This is a genomic window from Maribacter sp. 1_2014MBL_MicDiv (assembly GCF_001865655.1).
Taxonomy (GTDB): domain Bacteria; phylum Bacteroidota; class Bacteroidia; order Flavobacteriales; family Flavobacteriaceae; genus Maribacter; species Maribacter dokdonensis.
The window spans coordinates 3,913,394-3,929,299 of sequence record NZ_CP011318.1; the positions used below are offsets into that span (position 1 = coordinate 3,913,394).

A 15,906-nucleotide genomic window follows, 5' to 3' on the forward strand; every position below is an offset into this window, starting at 1 on the left:
ATTATAATAGTTGGTATTCGTTAATGTTGTTTAATGTAATATAATTATCCTCCAAGAGCTCCTGTATTGCAGCAATGGTTATCTCTTGAGAGGTATTGAGTTTATTTTGTAATTCTCGTGAACCTGCATTTTTCTCTTTTAATATTTGGATGATTTTTATTTTGGCGTGAACAATAGGTGTGTTTCCTGTTGACTGACTAACGCAAACATCACATATTCCGCAGGGTTGTTCTAGTTGTTCTCCAAAATAATGTAAGAGCTGTATGCTTCTACACATAGTATCATTTTCAATGTAAGTAAGCATTGCATCAACTTTTGCTATTTTAAGTTGGTTTTGTTCTTCAATATTTTTTGCAAATACATTTATAGTCCTGTCATCATCTCTTGGTACCAAGAAAAACAATTCTAAATCGCTAGATGCGCTTGTGTAATCTATAATCTCATCTTTTGCCAATTGTTCAAAATTTTGATGGATCATTTTTTCTGGTAGAGCTGTTTTTTTGGATAATACATAGGTGTTAATATGTGTGTCAAACTCAAATAACCCACCATAGGTTCGAAGTACAATTTTTATAAAATCACCCAGTTTGTTGTTCTTATCTATATATCGATAAAGGGTGTCCTTGTCCGTTATAAATTTAATGGTAATTTTTTTTGAAAAATTTTCAGAAAGTGAAATAACCGAATTTCTGTCCAATAACTGTAAGGTATTATAAGTAACAAAGGTATTGAGCTTATATATGCTACAGAATTTATTGAAATTAAGATGAAATTTTGCTTCGGTGAATTCGCCAAATCCAATTTGAAAGAAAGTATTTAGTTTTTTATAGATCAACTTCACCTGGGCAACACTAGGTAGAATTTCAATAAACTGCCTTTTTACCAGAACTTTATCGGTTGTATTGGTCAGAATTATTGCTTTTGAAAATTCCCCATTTCTACCGGCTCTACCAGCCTCTTGAAAGTAATTTTCTAAACTATCGGGAATTTGATAATGTATAACCAATTCTACGTCTGGTTTGTCTATGCCCATACCAAAGGCATTGGTGGCGACCATAATTTTGTACTTGTTCTTAAGCCAAAAATTCAATCGTTCTGTTTTTTTTACCTGATCTACACCGCCATGGTAAAAAGTAGCACTAAGGTTGTTGTTCACCAAGAACTTAGACAATTCTTCTGCCATTCTTCTACTTCTAACGTAAATTATGGCACTATGCCGTACTTTTTGGCAGTATTGTTTTAAAAACCCTCTTTTATCTTCGGTAAACTGAACTTCTAGCCCAATATTTTTTCTAAAAAATGAATCCTTTATGACTAAAGGGTAAGTAAGTTCTAATGAACTGATAATATCTTCACTTACTCTTTTTGTAGCCGTTGCGGTCAAAGCTACCATTGGAGGAGTAGGGTGTAATTCCCTTAAAATGGAGCAACTTAAATAGGCGGGTCTAAAATCATGTCCCCATTGTGATATACAGTGAGCTTCATCAATAACATACATAGAAACGTTCATGCTTTTTATACGCTCTTGTACTAATTCTTGTTGTAGGCGTTCCGGTGATAGATATAGGAATTTGTAATTACCATAAATGCAATTATCCAATAGCTTATCGATCTCGTTGAATTTAAGTCCGCCTTTTAGACCAATGGCTTTAATGCCTAATGATTGAAGATTGTTTACTTGGTTTTCAATTAAAGCGATAAGCGGCGATATTACAATGCAAATGCCTTCTTTTGATAACGCAGGAACCTGAAAACAAATAGATTTTCCACCACCAGTGGGCAGTAGACCTAGTACATCTTGACCATTGATTATGGCATTGATGATTTCTTCTTGAGAGCCCCTAAAACTATCAAAACCCCAGTATTTGGATAAGATTTCTTTTGGGGTATTATTCACTAGCGCCGTTTATGTGGTCTATTACAAATTGCAATCTATTTTCAATGGTTCCAAAAGGAACTTCAACAGGTTTGTACCCTAATTGTATATACGTGTTTTCCAATTGTTCATGAATACCACAAGCTTGCTCAAAATTTTCCATTCTTTCATTATCCTGTATATAGATTTCTTTCCATGGTGGTAGTATTAACACTTCGTCATACCTGTTTTTTGAACATAAATCGGCATAACGTGGCTCAGGAGATTGCCCAAAATAGTTCATATATGCAATAACGTCAGGTAATCCACGATCGTAGAATACGTGTTCCTTATTTATGTTGTTACCGTTCTCAAAATGCTTTAGTCGAGCATTGATCAACTCATCGTTAAAACTCTTGGCATCTTTAACAAAATCAATAGGGTTGACCAATTGATCTTCTAATGAAACATCGCCCAATGCATCTAAAGTCATGGTCCTTATAACTTCATGAAAACAATGGTATCCATTATTTTCCAGGGATGATATCAATACAGTTTTTCCAGTCCCCGGTCCTCCAGTGACAACAATTCTTTTGCTTTTCAAACTCTTATATTATAAACGCAAAAGTACATAAACCGCTAGTATTAAAAAACTGGTGTATTAGACTTATCTTTGCTTAAAATATGAGTTATGGACGAAAAGAATCCAGAGGAATTTTATAAAAAATTAAGAGAGCAGCTTACAGAAACTTCTAAATGGCCGTCTAATTATCTTTACAAGTTCATTGTTGAAACCGCTACAGGTAAAATAGACCAGATCGAAGCAATTTTTGATAATATGGGAGCTGTCATCAACTTAAAGAAATCCAAAAATGGAAAATATACCAGTGTTTCTATTACCGTTAATTTAAACGGACCTGATCAGGTTATAGAAAAATATAAAGAAGTTGGTAAAATAGGAGGGGTAATCTCCTTATAAAATAGCATTTCATCTATAATTTTATTAATTTGGCATCGTTATTAGAACACTTCTCAATCACATTAAGCTAAAATTTTCAATTTGCAATTAGTAGAAAACCTAGAATACAATACGGAGCGTCCTCATTTGATCATACCTGAATACGGTCGTCATTTTCAAAAAATGGTAGATCATGCAGTGTCCATTGAAGATCGCGAAGAAAGAAATAAAGTAGCCCAGGCAATTATAAGTGTAATGGGAAATCTGCAACCACATTTACGTGATGTGCCAGATTTTCAACATAAACTTTGGGATCAACTTTTTATCATGTCTGATTTTAAGTTGGATGTGGACTCACCTTTTCCAATTACTTCAAAAGAGGTGTTGAAACAAAGACCTGATGCATTAGAGTATCCACAGAATTTTCCAAAATACAGGTTTTATGGCAACAACATAAAACGAATGATAGATGTAGCTGTAGAGTGGGAGAAAGGTGATAAACGCTCTGGTTTAGAGTATGCAATTGCCAACCATATGAAAAAATGCTATTTAAATTGGAACAAAGACGTTGTTGACGATAAAGCTATATTTAAGCATTTATTTGAGTTGAGTGATGGTCGTATAGACTTGGCTTCAACAGGTGAAAGCTTAACCGATAGTGGTCAGTTTTTGAAGAATAGAGTAGCCAAAAACCCTAGGTCCAGTTCAAATAAAAAAAATCAAAGAAATAATAACCGCGGTAAAAAACGCTATTAATTTCCACTTCTCTAGATGGGGACATTCAAAATTGAAGGAGGGCATCAGTTATCTGGTGAAATAACACCTCAAGGTGCAAAGAACGAAGCACTTCAAATACTTTGCGCTGTACTACTTACAGATGAAAAAGTAACGATCAACAATATACCGGATATTGTAGATGTAAATAAACTCATTGCACTTTTAGAAGATCTAGGTGTAAAAATTCAGAAGAAAGGCAAAGGCTCCTATACATTTAAGGCAGACGATGTTAATTTAGAATATTTACAATCTGATCAGTTCAAGCAAGATGGTAGAGGTTTAAGAGGATCTATTATGTTGGTAGGTCCATTACTGGCACGTTTTGGAAAAGGATACATACCAAAACCAGGTGGTGATAAAATTGGACGTAGACGGTTAGATACCCATTTTGAAGGCTTTATTAAGCTTGGTGCAAAATTTCGCTACAACAAGGAGGAATACTTTTATGGTGTTGAAGCTGATAATCTGAAGGGTACCTATATGTTGTTAGATGAAGCTTCTGTAACTGGAACTGCGAATATTGTAATGGCAGCTGTCTTGGCAGAAGGTCAAACAACTATTTACAATGCAGCATGTGAGCCTTATTTACAGCAACTTTGTAAAATGCTAAATAGAATGGGCGCTAAAATTACAGGTGTTGGTTCTAATCTATTGGTTATTGATGGAGTTGAAAAATTAGGAGGTACAGATCACCGTATGTTGCCCGATATGATCGAAATTGGTAGTTGGATCGGTTTGGCGGCAATGACTAAAAGTGAATTGACCATTAAAGATGTAAGTTGGGACGATTTAGGACAAATTCCTACGGTATTTGGTAAATTAGGTATCACCTTAGAAAGAAAAGGAGATGATATTTACATTCCTGAGCATAAAGATGGCTACGAAATTCAAAATTATATAGATGGATCTATTTTAACCATTGCAGATGCGCCTTGGCCGGGATTAACTCCAGATTTATTGAGTATTATTTTGGTAGTTGCCACACAATCTAGGGGAGAGGTATTGATTCATCAAAAGATGTTTGAAAGCCGTTTGTTCTTTGTAGATAAGTTATTGGATATGGGAGCAAAGGTTATTCTTTGTGATCCACATAGAGCTACTGTTATTGGTCATGATTTTCAATCTACATTGAAGGCGACCACAATGACCTCGCCAGATATTAGAGCAGGTGTTTCTTTATTAATTGCAGCATTATCTGCTAAAGGAACGTCTACCATTCATAATATTGAACAGATAGATCGTGGTTATGAAAATATAGATGAAAGACTACGCGCTATTGGTGCTAAAATTGTTAGAGTGTAATACTTTAATTATAAAATAAATAAAACTCCATAGTAGATGCTTGTCTATTATGGAGTTTTTTAGTTTTTATACTATTTTTCTATAATTGTCCCATCAGGATATTGAGCGAATCTACCACGATTAACTTCATGGGTATGGTCAGGGTATCTCCATGGCCATCCTCCAAATTGTGTGGTTCTAAATTCATTCATCGCATTTTGTAATTCTTCATCGGTATTCATTACAAACGGACCGTATTTAGCAACAGGTTCTTCAATAGGTTTACCTTGTAGTATAAGTAAATGGGCATCTGCACCAATGGCTTCTATCTTAATTTCTTTAGTGGCATCAACATTTACGCCATGATTCGGCTCTATGGATTCTCCTGCAAGATTTATGGTGTTGCCATCATAAAAATAAATTGTCCTTTGTGTACCTATTTTTGCTTTTGGCAATGTAAGGGTCCCATTTAATTCAACTGTAATATTCCAAATGGCAACATCATTCTCTGGATCATTTGCCCAAGAGTCAGGTGCTGGATCTGGTGCATTGTTTGCTTTAAATTGCCCGGCAATAACTTTTACGCTGGCGTTTTCTAATTTAACAACAGGAATTTCTTCGTGCCATAACATTTTAAAGTGTGGGTCTACAAATTTACTTTTAGCAGGTAAGTTCAGCCAGATTTGAAATAACTCTAAAGGATTTTCTTTTTGAGTGTGTACCAAGGGAAACATTTCTGAATGCTGAACACCTCTGCCGGCCGTCATCCATTGTACATCACCTTCACCAAAACGCCCAGCGGCACCAAGTGAATCTGAATGATCACAAAATCCTTTATTAACAATGGTAATCGTTTCAAATCCACGATGTGGATGAGCAGGAAAACCTGGCACCGTTGAACCATGATACATTCTATACCCATCCTTTATCTCAAAATCATTCCCTAAAGTTCTTTCTTCTAATGAATCATCTGGTCCTAACTCTCCATTGCCTTTTGGATAATGGTCTAAATGATAAACACAAAATAAGAAGGGATCTTGTGTTTGCCATGGAAAGCCTAGTTTAAAAATGTTTTTAATTTCCATATTTGTTTTAGTTGTCAGTTAAACAATCAGTGAACCGCATTGTTGATTTCTACCCAATTGTTCTCTGGGTCTTTTAAATAAATCTGCCTAACACCATCCGCTCTTAAGGTTACTGAATTCTCTGCCCCTGGCCAGTCATAATACGTAATTTGTTTTTTTTCTAAAGAGGCTATTAATTCATCTAATTTTTGGGTGGCCAAACATAGGTGTACACTTTTGCTGTGCTGCATGGCAACACTATCTTTTCCTATTAAATGTAGCTGAGAGTTACCTTGTATAACAAACCACTTAAATCCGCTTGGTGCTGATGGATGTGGTATTTCTTTGAGGTTTAAAACGTTTTTGTAAAAATCTCCCACCTTGTCCAAATCCTTAACAATTACAGAATAATGGTCATAATCAAAATCAAACGATTGGGCAGACACAACTGTACTACATATAGTGAATAGTAGTATGGTTATTTTTTTCATTTTTTTGTTGTTTAAGTTTGGTTCAAGTTACTTAAAAATGAAAGAAGCTATCTGTTAAGATAGCTTCTTTTTCTTTAGAATTATTGACCGTTTAATGGTGGCGGACCATCTATCATAGGTTCATAAACTTCATCACCTTTACGTGTTTTGTATTCTTCTTTTACTTTATTCACCAATTTAGGATTTTGAAAGAGGTCTAGCATAGTCATTGCCATTGCTTTAGATGCATGTATCATTCCTTTATGACCAATAGACATGCCGCCGCAAGCCACTACGGCCCAGGAATGCCACGGTGTGCCGGTAGGAGCTACTGATACCCCTAAATTTATATTTGGTACGTTCCAACTTACATCACCAACATCTGTAGATCCACCACCTGGATTCTTTTCCGTTTCCTTTAATGGATGTACCGATCCGTCTATTCCTACCTCTGGTTTACCTGTTGCTTTTTGTATTGCCTTACCAAAGGCAGTTTCTTCTTCAGTGTAGGTAATAGGACCTAATAATTCCAAATTGGATTGCATAATTTCTCCCCCAGACCGGTTTACCAATGTTTCGTAAATACCCGATACCAAAGAAATCTTATAATCTACATTGGCCATTATCGCGGCGCCTTCCGCCATTTCTTTTACACGTTCATAAGTGGGTAGCATTTTTGATCTTTTAGGATCTCTAACACGTACCCAAAGCTTGGCATAGTCTGGGACTACGTTAACCACTTGACCTCCATCTTGTATATGATAATGTATTCTAGAAGTTGGTAAAATATGTTCTCTATAATAGTTTATCCCGGTGGTATAAAGCTCCAGGGCATCAGAGGCACTTCTTCCATTCCATGGATCGGCAGAAGCGTGAGCTGTTTGACCGTAAAATTCTACGATAAAATCTATTAACGAAAGTCCGCTCTGTACGTCTGCCTCTATTTGAGCAGATGGGTGCCAGCTTACATTGACATCTACATCATCCCAAAGTCCGGCCTTTACCATCCAAACTTTTGCAAAATACTTTTCTTCCGCAGGTGTGCCTAAAAATTTAACCGTTCCTTTTATTTTTCCGGCTTCCATTAATTCTTTGATAGCAATTGCCGAACCCAAACTTGCGGTACCAAACATGTTGTGACCACAACCATGCCCAGCCGCACCTTCTTCATAGGGTTCTTTTACGGGTGATGCCTTTTGAGAAATTCCCGGCAAGGCATCAAACTCTCCCAAGATACTGATTACGGGACTTCCTGATCCGTAAGTAGCTGTAAAAGCGGTTGGGATATCTGCAACGCCTCTTGTAACTTTTAGCCCATTTTTTTCAGCATAATCAGCTAAAATTCGTGAAGATTCACTTTCGTCAAAAGCAGTTTCTGCCAATGCCCAAATAGAATCGCTAATTTTAATTAATTCTTCTTTGTGTTTTTCAACAGAAGTGATGATTTGGTTTTTGTCTTTGCTCATTTTCTGGGCAAAAACTGTTGCACTCAAGCAAAAACAGAGTGCCATTAGAATTGTTTTTTTCATTTTTTCAATTAGATTAAGTAGTTGTTTTGATTAGTACTTTTAAATATACTCAACTTTAACCTAATTTCTTCTGATGATTTTTTGTATTCTGAATAATTATGAAAATCGTAATTATGATACTGCTTCTTTGTAAGTTTCTAAGCAGCGTTCCCTTGCCATTTTGTGATCTACCATTTTTTCTGGATAATCTTCAGTACCATATTCAGGAATCCATTCCTTTATGTATTTTTTGTCCTTATCAAATTTATCTACCTGTGTCATGGGGTTAAAGATTCTAAAGTAGGGTGCAGCATCTACACCACTGCCCGCTGCCCATTGCCAATTGCCAATGTTGGAGCTCATCTCATAGTCTAATAATTTTTCTGCAAAATAGGCTTCTCCCCAACGCCAATCGATCAATAAATGCTTACATAGAAAACTACCAACTAACATTCTTACCCTATTGTGCATGTAACCTGTTTCATTTAACTGCCTCATGCCGGCATCGACCAACAAATATCCTGTCTTGCCTTTTTTCCATTTGTCGAATTCTTTTTCATTATTGCGCCATTCTATTCGGTCATACTTGGCTCTAAAAGCATTGGTGACCGTTTTAGGATAATGGTATAAAATGGACATAAAAAACTCTCTCCAAATTAACTCGCTCCAAAATACTTTGTTTTGTTCGGCTATTGCCTTTTTCATCATTTTACGTACAGATACGGTACCAAAACGTAAATGAGGTCCTAATCTAGATGTTCCTTTATCCTTTGCGGGAAAATTACGAGTGTCTTCATAATTATCTATTAGGGTAGGGGTTACATCATAATCTGGGACTTCAATTTTAGATTTTTCAAAACCGATATCGCTTAATGATAAATTCGGTAATCTAGTGTTCTTTATCAAATTTGATAAATATTGGCTGGTGTAATGAATGTCTAAATCTGTATTGGCATTAAACTGTTCTTGCCACTTATTTTTATATGGTGTGTAAACAACGTAAGGGTCACCATCACTTTTTACAATTTCAGATTTTTCAAAAATCACCTGATCTTTGAAGGTCTTAAATTCAATGTCATTTTCCTTTAAGAAATCGGAGATTTTCTTATCTCTGTTCTTTGCGTAAGGTTCATAATCCCTATTGGTAAATACGGTTTTCACATTAAAATCTTCAATGATTGTTTTAAAGGCATCAATTGGAGAACTGTGATACATTGCAATAGAGCTTTCACATTCTTCTTGTAGGTGCTTACGCATGCACTGTAGAGTATCATGAATAAAGGATACCCGAGCATCGTTTTTTGGCAATTTGGATAGTATTTCTTTATCGAAAATGAAAATGGGCAATACCTGATGATTACTTTTCAAAGCTTCTAAAAAACCAACATTATCATCTAACCTTAAATCTCTTCTAAACCAAAATAATGATACTTCTTGTGACATTTAGTGTATGTTTAATGTTGAGAGTCCGCCATCAACTCCAATTATTTGTCCAGTCATCCAAGCGCTTTTATCACTTAATAAAAATATTGCGGTTTCTGCAATATCCTCTGCATTACCAATTCTGTTTAAAGGGTGACGCTCGTTCATTAATACTCTTTTCTTATCATTGTTCAATAGTCTTTTTGCCAAAGGTGTATCTACTAATGATGGGGCAATAACATTCACTCTTATCTTTGGCGCATATTCTGCAGCCAAGGACTTGGCAAATCCCTCAATTGCTCCTTTAGATGCTGCAACGCTTGTATGATATGGCATTCCTGTGCCAACAGCAATAGTACTGAAAAAAATGATACTAGATTGTTCGTTCATTCTAGCGACAATGTGTTTCATAACTTTTACTAAGGCAAAGAAATTAAGTTCCATATCATCTTTTATCGTCTCTAAAGACATCATTTTAAACGGCTTTAAATTGATGCTACCTGGGCAATACACAAAGCCATCTAATTTTTCAGGTAAAATATCAACATCAAGTTCATCTACCGTAACATCAAAAGGAATATGAGTAATATTTTTGTGATGTAGGTTTTCATTTGTTCTTGATGCCACAAATAAATGGTGTGTGTCCTTTAACGTTGTAATTATAGACTGCCCAATACCGTACGAACCGCCTATCAATAGTATATTTTTCATTTAAAAAGATTTAAATTCAAGTTGTGTTGGAATATCTGCTATGGAACCGAATAGTTCTTGTAATTTTTGCTCTCGAAAACTGAATATCTCTTGCAGTTGTTTTTTTACTAAAATAGGATGAGCGATCTGACCTAATATCCCTAATGGTAGTTTATAGTCAATGATATCTTCCATTTCTACACCTTCATCAATTTCTTTTATAAAGTGTTTATGATGCCAAAGTGCATAGGGTCCAAACCTTTGTTCATCAACAAAATAGCTTCCCTGCGCCACATGCGTAATCTCTGTTACCCATTTTGTGGTAAACCCAGGAAATGGAGAAACTTTATATTGAATTATCTGACCGGGAAACATTTCCCTGTCTGCCCCGGTAAGTATATTGAAACCCATATGTTTTGGGGTAATAACTTTTAAGTTTGCAGGGTCTGATAAAAATTGCCAAGCTTCGTGCCTTGTAATAGGTAAAGCCTGTTTAGAATGTAGCTGATATAATTTCATATCCTATATTGAAAATAAAACAAATGTTACTTTGTTTAATTAATTGTAAAAATAGTTAAACAATTTAATATTAACATTTTTATCGGTTCAAAAATTAACTTTATCGATTAAAATAAATTTAGGTTGCCTAAAAACAGCAGATTATCATTATTCTATCTTATTTTGCATCAATGAAAATCTTAAATCTTCTATTGTTTGTCACTTTCACTATCATTTGTAACGCTATTGGTAATGCACAGCAAAATGTTCAAACCGTGGGTGAACTGCCAAGTGATGTTTTTGAAACTTCTGGTCTAATTCATTACAACGGAAACCTAATTACCCATAATGATTCTGGTAATGAACCAATTTTGTATGAATTGGATACCTTGTCTTTAACCATTCAAAGAAGAGTAACCGTCAATAACGTAACCAATATAGATTGGGAGGCAATTTCTCAAGATGAGGATTATATCTATATAGGTGATTTTGGTAACAATGTTGGTACAAGAACAGATTTGGCAGTGTATAGAATTTCCAAAGATGAATATACTAGCTCAAATACTGTAACGGCCGAGATAATTAATTTCTCTTATGAGAACCAACAAAACTTTGAAAATAATGGCAACAGTGATTGGGATGCAGAAGCGTTTGTAGTGCTTGAAGATAATATACTAGTTTTTACAAAGCAGTGGCAAAGTCTAGGATCAGAGGCTTATCAATTTTCCAAATTACCTGGAAATCATGTAGCTATTAGCGTGGGAGCCATTGAGAATATTGGTTTGGTAACCGATGCTACCCATAATATTGAAGCTAATAGGTTGGTATTGATTGGTTATTCATCAATTTTAAGCCCTTTTGTTGGTGTGGTAGAAGATTTAAAAATTGATATGCCTTTTGAAGGATTTACCCAAGAATCTCTTGGACTTAATTTTGTGCAGACGGAAGGTATAACACAAACAACTTCTGGTAACTATTTTTTCTCTTCTGAATATTATTCTAGACAATCTCCCACTATTGAATCTCCGTCAAGGTTGTTCTCATTTCAAATACCATTAGTTAATTCTGAAGAACCTGAGGAACCGGAAACTCCCGATGAACCAGAGAATCCAAGTGAGCCGGATAATCCAGATCCGCCAGATGACAATGACGGAGATGTAGAGGATGAAAAATTGATTATTTACAAGGACCATTCTTCTGATCATTATTACTATTCTATTTCTACCGATAAAAATGTTTACGGGAAAGTAATTTATGATGTTACCGGTAAAGAGGTTTGGCAGAATTCTGAAAATGTAGAAAAAAAGGGTATCATTATCCAGCATTTGGAATCTTCAATATATTACATGGCTATTTTTTTAGAAGACAGTGTTGTTTCTACTCCCTTTGCTGTTTATTAAACTATAGGGTATACTATTTAAGTATTTGTTAACATTTCTACCCTTTCTTTATAGCTAGTTTTGTGATTATAACTAATCACACAAAAAATCATGAACAAAGTAGTACTTTTTTTATTGGCCATTGTTGCCTCTTTAACTGTTGAGGCTCAAATAAATACTCCTGCACCTAGTCCTGCAGCGAAATTAATTCAGACTGTTGGACTTACAGAAGTAAGCATTGATTATTCAAGACCATCTATGAGAGGTAGAAAGGTATATGGTAATTTGGTGCCTTTTGACAAATTATGGCGTACAGGTGCAAATGCATACACCAAAGTTTCTTTTGATACCGATGTTACTATTGGAGGTAAAGAGGTTAAAGCGGGCACATATTCAATTTTTACAAAACCAGGAGCTTCTAATTGGGAAGTTTATATTTATACTGATATTGTTGGTGGTGGAACACCTAGTAAATGGGAAGAGAGTAAAATTGCTGCACAATTAACAACACCTGTATATAATATTGAAATGCCGGTTGAAACTTTTACCATCACCGTTGATGATGTTACCAGTAACGGTGCTAGTATTGGAATAATCTGGGAGAATACCTATGTAGCCATACCTTTTACGGTTCCTACCGATGCTGCCGTTATGAGTAGTATTGATAAAGCCTTGAACGGACCAACTGCTGAGGATTACTATGCTGCCGCTGTTTACTATTCAAGCGAAGGAAAGGATGTTAAAAAAGCAAAAGAATGGATGGACAAAGCAATGTCCATGACAGAGAAACCTGCATTTTGGCAACTAAGACAACAGTCTTTAATTTTGGCTAAGGCAGGAGATAAGAAAGGGGCTATTGAGGCTGCAAAAAAATCTTTGGAGGGTGCAACTGCAGCCGGAAACAATGATTACATTAAAATGAACAATGATTCTATAAAAGAGTGGAGTTCTAAGTAATTACTACAATTTCTAAAATGTATAAAGTCCGTGTTTAGCACGGACTTTTTTTATGGAAATTATTGTCGTTCTAGTCAAATACCTTAACACCATCATCTATGGCCAAATGGTAATATTCAGCATCTATACCAGTTTTGTTTTTATAAGACCTAAGCAAATCCTTTATACTTTCATCTAAAGATTTTGTTTCTATAAGGTTTATGGTACAGCCACCAAAACCGCCACCCATCATTCTAGAGCCAAGTACCCCATCTAGTTCCTCACCGATTTTTACCAAGTGGTCTAATTCGCTGGTAGTAATTTCATATTCGGTTGACATGGCCCAATGACCATCTTTTAAAACATTACCGACAGCAATGGCATCACCAGCAGTTAATTCTTGCATCATTTGCAATACACGTTCATTTTCTTCTATGATATACTTTGCCCGTTGAATATCAATCTCATTTACCTTATTTTTTACCTTCACCAGATCATCCTTGCTTATATCCCTTAAAGATTTTACTTGGGGTCTATAGGCTTGAACTTGCTTAACAATGTTCTCACATGATACGCGTCTTTTATTGTATTCAGAATCAACAGCTAAATTATGTTTGATGTTAGAGTTGATCAAGACCCAACTATAACCATCTAAATTAATTGGAATATACTTATGGCTTAGATCATTGCAATCTAAAAAAAATGCATTTCCTTTTTTACCGAAAAGCACGGCATATTGATCCATTAGCCCACAATTTAATCCAATCTTATGTTCTGCTTCTTGTGCGATTAGTGCAATATCTTCCCTTGAAATTTCTTTGTCAGATACTTGCGTAATGGCGTAAATAAATCCACAGCATAGTGCAGCAGAGGAGGACAGACCTGATCCAATTGGTATATCTCCGCCAAAAACACAATTCATTCCTTTTAAAGGGTAGTTTTTGGCTATTAAAATTTCAATGATTGCTTTAAAGTAATTTCCCCAAAAAGATTCAAATACTTTGTGCTCACCATTTAATTGAAAAACTATTTTCTCCGGTTGGGTCAAAAACGATTCTATCTGAATATTGTTTTCTTCATTACCGGAAACTGCAAAATATATACCTTTTTCAATAGAGGCGGGTAGCACTAAGCCTTGGTTATAATCTGTATGCTCACCAATTAAATTGATGCGCCCAGGTGCCTTTATTAGAATGGGATTTTTAAGATAATTTTCTTCAAAATAGGACTTAACTTTATTATGTATCATTAAGCAGTTGTATTGTTCTTAAGTTAATGGCTTCTTTAACATTCGGTCAAAAGCTTCAAATATAAAAGATATTACAATAACCAATGCTGCTCCACAGAAGTTTAGCCATAAATAGCCTAATTTTTCTTGTCCGGACGGGTAAATATGAATTAGGTAATAATAAATAATACAGATAATAATTTGGGTTACCACAGCCGCAAAAAACACAGCGTTACCTTTAATGAATTTGAAGAAAAATGCAATTAGAAAAATTCCTAAAACATTTCCATAAAAGATACTACCAATAATATTTACCAACTGTATAAGATTATCGAAAAGATTGGCAATACATGCAATCAAAATAGCGACAATACCCCAAATTAGAGTGAAAAATTTAGAAGCTTTGACGTAGTGGGCATCGGTTAGTTGTTCCGAACTTCTATTTCTCTTATATAAATCTAAAGCCGTAATGGTCCCTAAAGCATTTAATTCCGATGCAGTGGACGACATTGCGGCAGACAGTATTACAGCTAGCAATAACCCCACAAGACCAGTGGGTAGGTTGTTAAGGATAAAGTGTATAAAAACATAATCTTTGTCATTGGTTTCTACAACATCATTAGCTTGACTTATAAGTGATTTTGCGGCTATTCTATTAGTACTGTCTTTTTGGTTTATGCGAATAATCTGCTTTTTAGCTTCTTCAACGGCGGAATATTCTTTTATTTCCAATGCAGCGGAAAACTTGTTTTGGGCTATTCTTTTTTCTGCTTCTAAAGCTATTTGTCCTTCTTGCAGTAGTTTGTAATCTTCAGCATATTCAGATTCCATAACCGCTTGGGTTGCAGAAGGGTTGAAATTTAAAGGAGACGGATTGTATTGGTAGAAGACAAAAACCATTACACCTACCAATAAAATAAAGAATTGCATGGGTATTTTGAAAATGGCATTGAACACAAGTCCTAACTGACTTTCTCTTATGGATTTACCTGAAAGATATCGTTGAACCTGACTTTGGTCCGTGCCAAAATATGCTAGAAAAAGAAAGAGTCCGCCTGTGATCCCGCTCCAAAAAGTATATCTACTAGAGGTATCCAGATCAAAATTCAAAATTTCAAGTTTGTTGCTGGCACCTGCAATTTTCATTGCTTTGCTAAATGTAATATCGGTAGGTAAGTAGCCCAATATAAAAAAGAAAGTGATGAACATACCGGTCATAATTATGAACATCTGCTGTTTTTGCGTAACACTAACGGCATTAGTGCCACCAGATACGGTGTAGATAATTACCAGGGTTCCAATAATAATGTTCAAGGTTCTTAGGTCCCAACCTAAAACAGCCGATAAAATAATTGAAGGTGCAAATATGGTAATACCTGCTGCTAAACCTCGTTGAATTAAGAATAAAACCGCGGCTAGTGACCTAGTCTTTAGATCGAACCGACCTTCTAAAAATTCATAGGCGGTATACACCTTCATCTTATGGTAAAGAGGCACAAAAACTAAGCAAATAATAATCATGGCAAAGGGCAATCCAAAATAGAATTGCACAAACCCCATTCCGTCGTGAAAGGCTTGACCTGGTGTTGAAAGAAATGTTATGGCACTTGCTTGCGTTGCCATAACAGATAAACCTATGGTCCACCATTTAGAGTCGTTTCCGCCACGTACGTAATCATTAACATTCTGGCTTCCTTTGGTTTTCCATACACCATATATCACGATGAATAGAAGGGTGCCGGCAAGAATTATCCAATCTAATCCTTCCATATTAATTGAATGACGTCATTACGTAATAGAAAACAAGTACATAAATAAGGTTTAACACTAAAACAATAGT

General features: G+C 35.4%; 15 protein-coding genes. 5 read left to right on the forward strand and 10 right to left on the reverse strand.

Annotated elements, in window-relative coordinates:
• Position 1: 1 nt before the first annotated feature.
• The gene (locus YQ22_RS16450) at positions 2-1,897 is read right to left on the reverse strand and encodes a RecQ family ATP-dependent DNA helicase (RefSeq protein ID WP_071342058.1); all 1,896 of its coding nucleotides are present in this window, start codon (positions 1,895-1,897) and stop codon (positions 2-4) included.
• Complete coding sequence (locus YQ22_RS16455) at positions 1,890-2,459, reverse strand: AAA family ATPase (protein WP_071342059.1); 570 nt, start codon at positions 2,457-2,459, stop codon at positions 1,890-1,892. Before YQ22_RS16455 ends, YQ22_RS16450 begins: the two co-directional genes overlap by 8 nt.
• Before the next feature lie 87 nt (positions 2,460-2,546).
• Between YQ22_RS16455 and YQ22_RS16460 the strand changes: the two genes are divergently transcribed.
• The 3 genes from YQ22_RS16460 (at position 2,547) to murA (ending at position 4,892) form a co-directional block, all read left to right on the forward strand.
• Positions 2,547-2,834: a DUF493 family protein gene (locus YQ22_RS16460; RefSeq protein WP_071342060.1), complete on the forward strand. Its 288-nt coding sequence runs from the start codon at positions 2,547-2,549 to the stop codon at positions 2,832-2,834.
• Positions 2,835-2,915: 81 nt separating this feature from the next.
• The gene (locus tag YQ22_RS16465; protein WP_058102547.1) at positions 2,916-3,569 is read left to right on the forward strand and encodes a DUF4290 domain-containing protein; all 654 of its coding nucleotides are present in this window, start codon (positions 2,916-2,918) and stop codon (positions 3,567-3,569) included.
• Positions 3,570-3,584: 15 nt separating this feature from the next.
• Positions 3,585-4,892 (forward strand): UDP-N-acetylglucosamine 1-carboxyvinyltransferase, encoded by a 1,308-nt coding sequence (gene murA / locus YQ22_RS16470; protein WP_071342061.1) that lies wholly within the window; start codon positions 3,585-3,587, stop codon positions 4,890-4,892.
• 71 nt (positions 4,893-4,963) lie between these two features.
• Here murA and YQ22_RS16475 read toward each other — a convergent pair whose 3' ends face one another.
• The 6 genes from YQ22_RS16475 to YQ22_RS16500 all read right to left on the reverse strand — a co-directional run bounded on the left by YQ22_RS16475 (position 4,964) and on the right by YQ22_RS16500 (position 10,544).
• A complete protein-coding gene (locus YQ22_RS16475; RefSeq protein ID WP_071342062.1) occupies positions 4,964-5,956 on the reverse strand; it encodes a pirin family protein in 993 nt (330 codons plus the stop codon).
• Positions 5,957-5,982: 26 nt separating this feature from the next.
• Positions 5,983-6,426: a VOC family protein gene (locus YQ22_RS16480; RefSeq protein ID WP_071342063.1), complete on the reverse strand. Its 444-nt coding sequence runs from the start codon at positions 6,424-6,426 to the stop codon at positions 5,983-5,985.
• A gap of 80 nt (positions 6,427-6,506) precedes the next feature.
• A complete protein-coding gene (locus YQ22_RS16485; protein ID WP_071342064.1) occupies positions 6,507-7,934 on the reverse strand; it encodes an amidohydrolase in 1,428 nt (475 codons plus the stop codon).
• Between the two features lie 111 nt (positions 7,935-8,045).
• Positions 8,046-9,356 (reverse strand): cryptochrome/photolyase family protein, encoded by a 1,311-nt coding sequence (locus tag YQ22_RS16490; protein WP_071342065.1) that lies wholly within the window; start codon positions 9,354-9,356, stop codon positions 8,046-8,048.
• Positions 9,357-10,046, reverse strand: a complete 690-nt coding sequence (locus YQ22_RS16495; protein WP_071342066.1) for an SDR family NAD(P)-dependent oxidoreductase — start codon at positions 10,044-10,046, stop codon at positions 9,357-9,359.
• A complete protein-coding gene (locus YQ22_RS16500; RefSeq protein ID WP_071342067.1) occupies positions 10,047-10,544 on the reverse strand; it encodes an SRPBCC family protein in 498 nt (165 codons plus the stop codon). It abuts the gene before it with no gap.
• A gap of 170 nt (positions 10,545-10,714) precedes the next feature.
• Here YQ22_RS16500 and YQ22_RS16505 point away from each other — a divergent pair, with 170 nt between their 5' ends.
• Both YQ22_RS16505 and YQ22_RS16510 read left to right on the forward strand, forming a co-directional pair.
• Complete coding sequence (locus YQ22_RS16505; RefSeq protein WP_071342068.1) at positions 10,715-11,923, forward strand: hypothetical protein; 1,209 nt, start codon at positions 10,715-10,717, stop codon at positions 11,921-11,923.
• Positions 11,924-12,013: 90 nt separating this feature from the next.
• Positions 12,014-12,859 (forward strand): DUF2911 domain-containing protein, encoded by an 846-nt coding sequence (locus tag YQ22_RS16510; protein ID WP_071342069.1) that lies wholly within the window; start codon positions 12,014-12,016, stop codon positions 12,857-12,859.
• 70 nt (positions 12,860-12,929) lie between these two features.
• Here the strand turns inward: YQ22_RS16510 and galK are convergent, their stop codons facing one another.
• Complete coding sequence (galK, locus tag YQ22_RS16515) at positions 12,930-14,087, reverse strand: galactokinase (RefSeq protein WP_071342070.1); 1,158 nt, start codon at positions 14,085-14,087, stop codon at positions 12,930-12,932.
• Between the two features lie 18 nt (positions 14,088-14,105).
• Positions 14,106-15,836 carry a sodium:solute symporter gene (locus YQ22_RS16520; RefSeq protein WP_071342071.1) on the reverse strand — a complete coding sequence of 577 codons (1,731 nt, stop codon included), beginning with the start codon at positions 15,834-15,836 and terminating at the stop codon, positions 14,106-14,108.
• Positions 15,837-15,906 lie beyond the last annotated feature (70 nt).

Coding starts and splice junctions, on each gene's coding strand:
- YQ22_RS16460 (WP_071342060.1), top strand. CDS start 2,547: ATGGACGAAAAGAATCCAGAGGAATTTTATAAAAAATTAAGAGAGCAG.
- murA (WP_071342061.1), top strand. CDS start 3,585: ATGGGGACATTCAAAATTGAAGGAGGGCATCAGTTATCTGGTGAAATA.
- YQ22_RS16475 (WP_071342062.1), bottom strand. CDS start 5,956: ATGGAAATTAAAAACATTTTTAAACTAGGCTTTCCATGGCAAACACAA.
- YQ22_RS16480 (WP_071342063.1), bottom strand. CDS start 6,426: ATGAAAAAAATAACCATACTACTATTCACTATATGTAGTACAGTTGTG.
- YQ22_RS16485 (WP_071342064.1), bottom strand. CDS start 7,934: ATGAAAAAAACAATTCTAATGGCACTCTGTTTTTGCTTGAGTGCAACA.
- YQ22_RS16490 (WP_071342065.1), bottom strand. CDS start 9,356: ATGTCACAAGAAGTATCATTATTTTGGTTTAGAAGAGATTTAAGGTTA.
- YQ22_RS16495 (WP_071342066.1), bottom strand. CDS start 10,046: ATGAAAAATATACTATTGATAGGCGGTTCGTACGGTATTGGGCAGTCT.
- YQ22_RS16500 (WP_071342067.1), bottom strand. CDS start 10,544: ATGAAATTATATCAGCTACATTCTAAACAGGCTTTACCTATTACAAGG.
- YQ22_RS16505 (WP_071342068.1), top strand. CDS start 10,715: ATGAAAATCTTAAATCTTCTATTGTTTGTCACTTTCACTATCATTTGT.
- YQ22_RS16510 (WP_071342069.1), top strand. CDS start 12,014: ATGAACAAAGTAGTACTTTTTTTATTGGCCATTGTTGCCTCTTTAACT.
- galK (WP_071342070.1), bottom strand. CDS start 14,087: ATGATACATAATAAAGTTAAGTCCTATTTTGAAGAAAATTATCTTAAA.
- YQ22_RS16520 (WP_071342071.1), bottom strand. CDS start 15,836: ATGGAAGGATTAGATTGGATAATTCTTGCCGGCACCCTTCTATTCATC.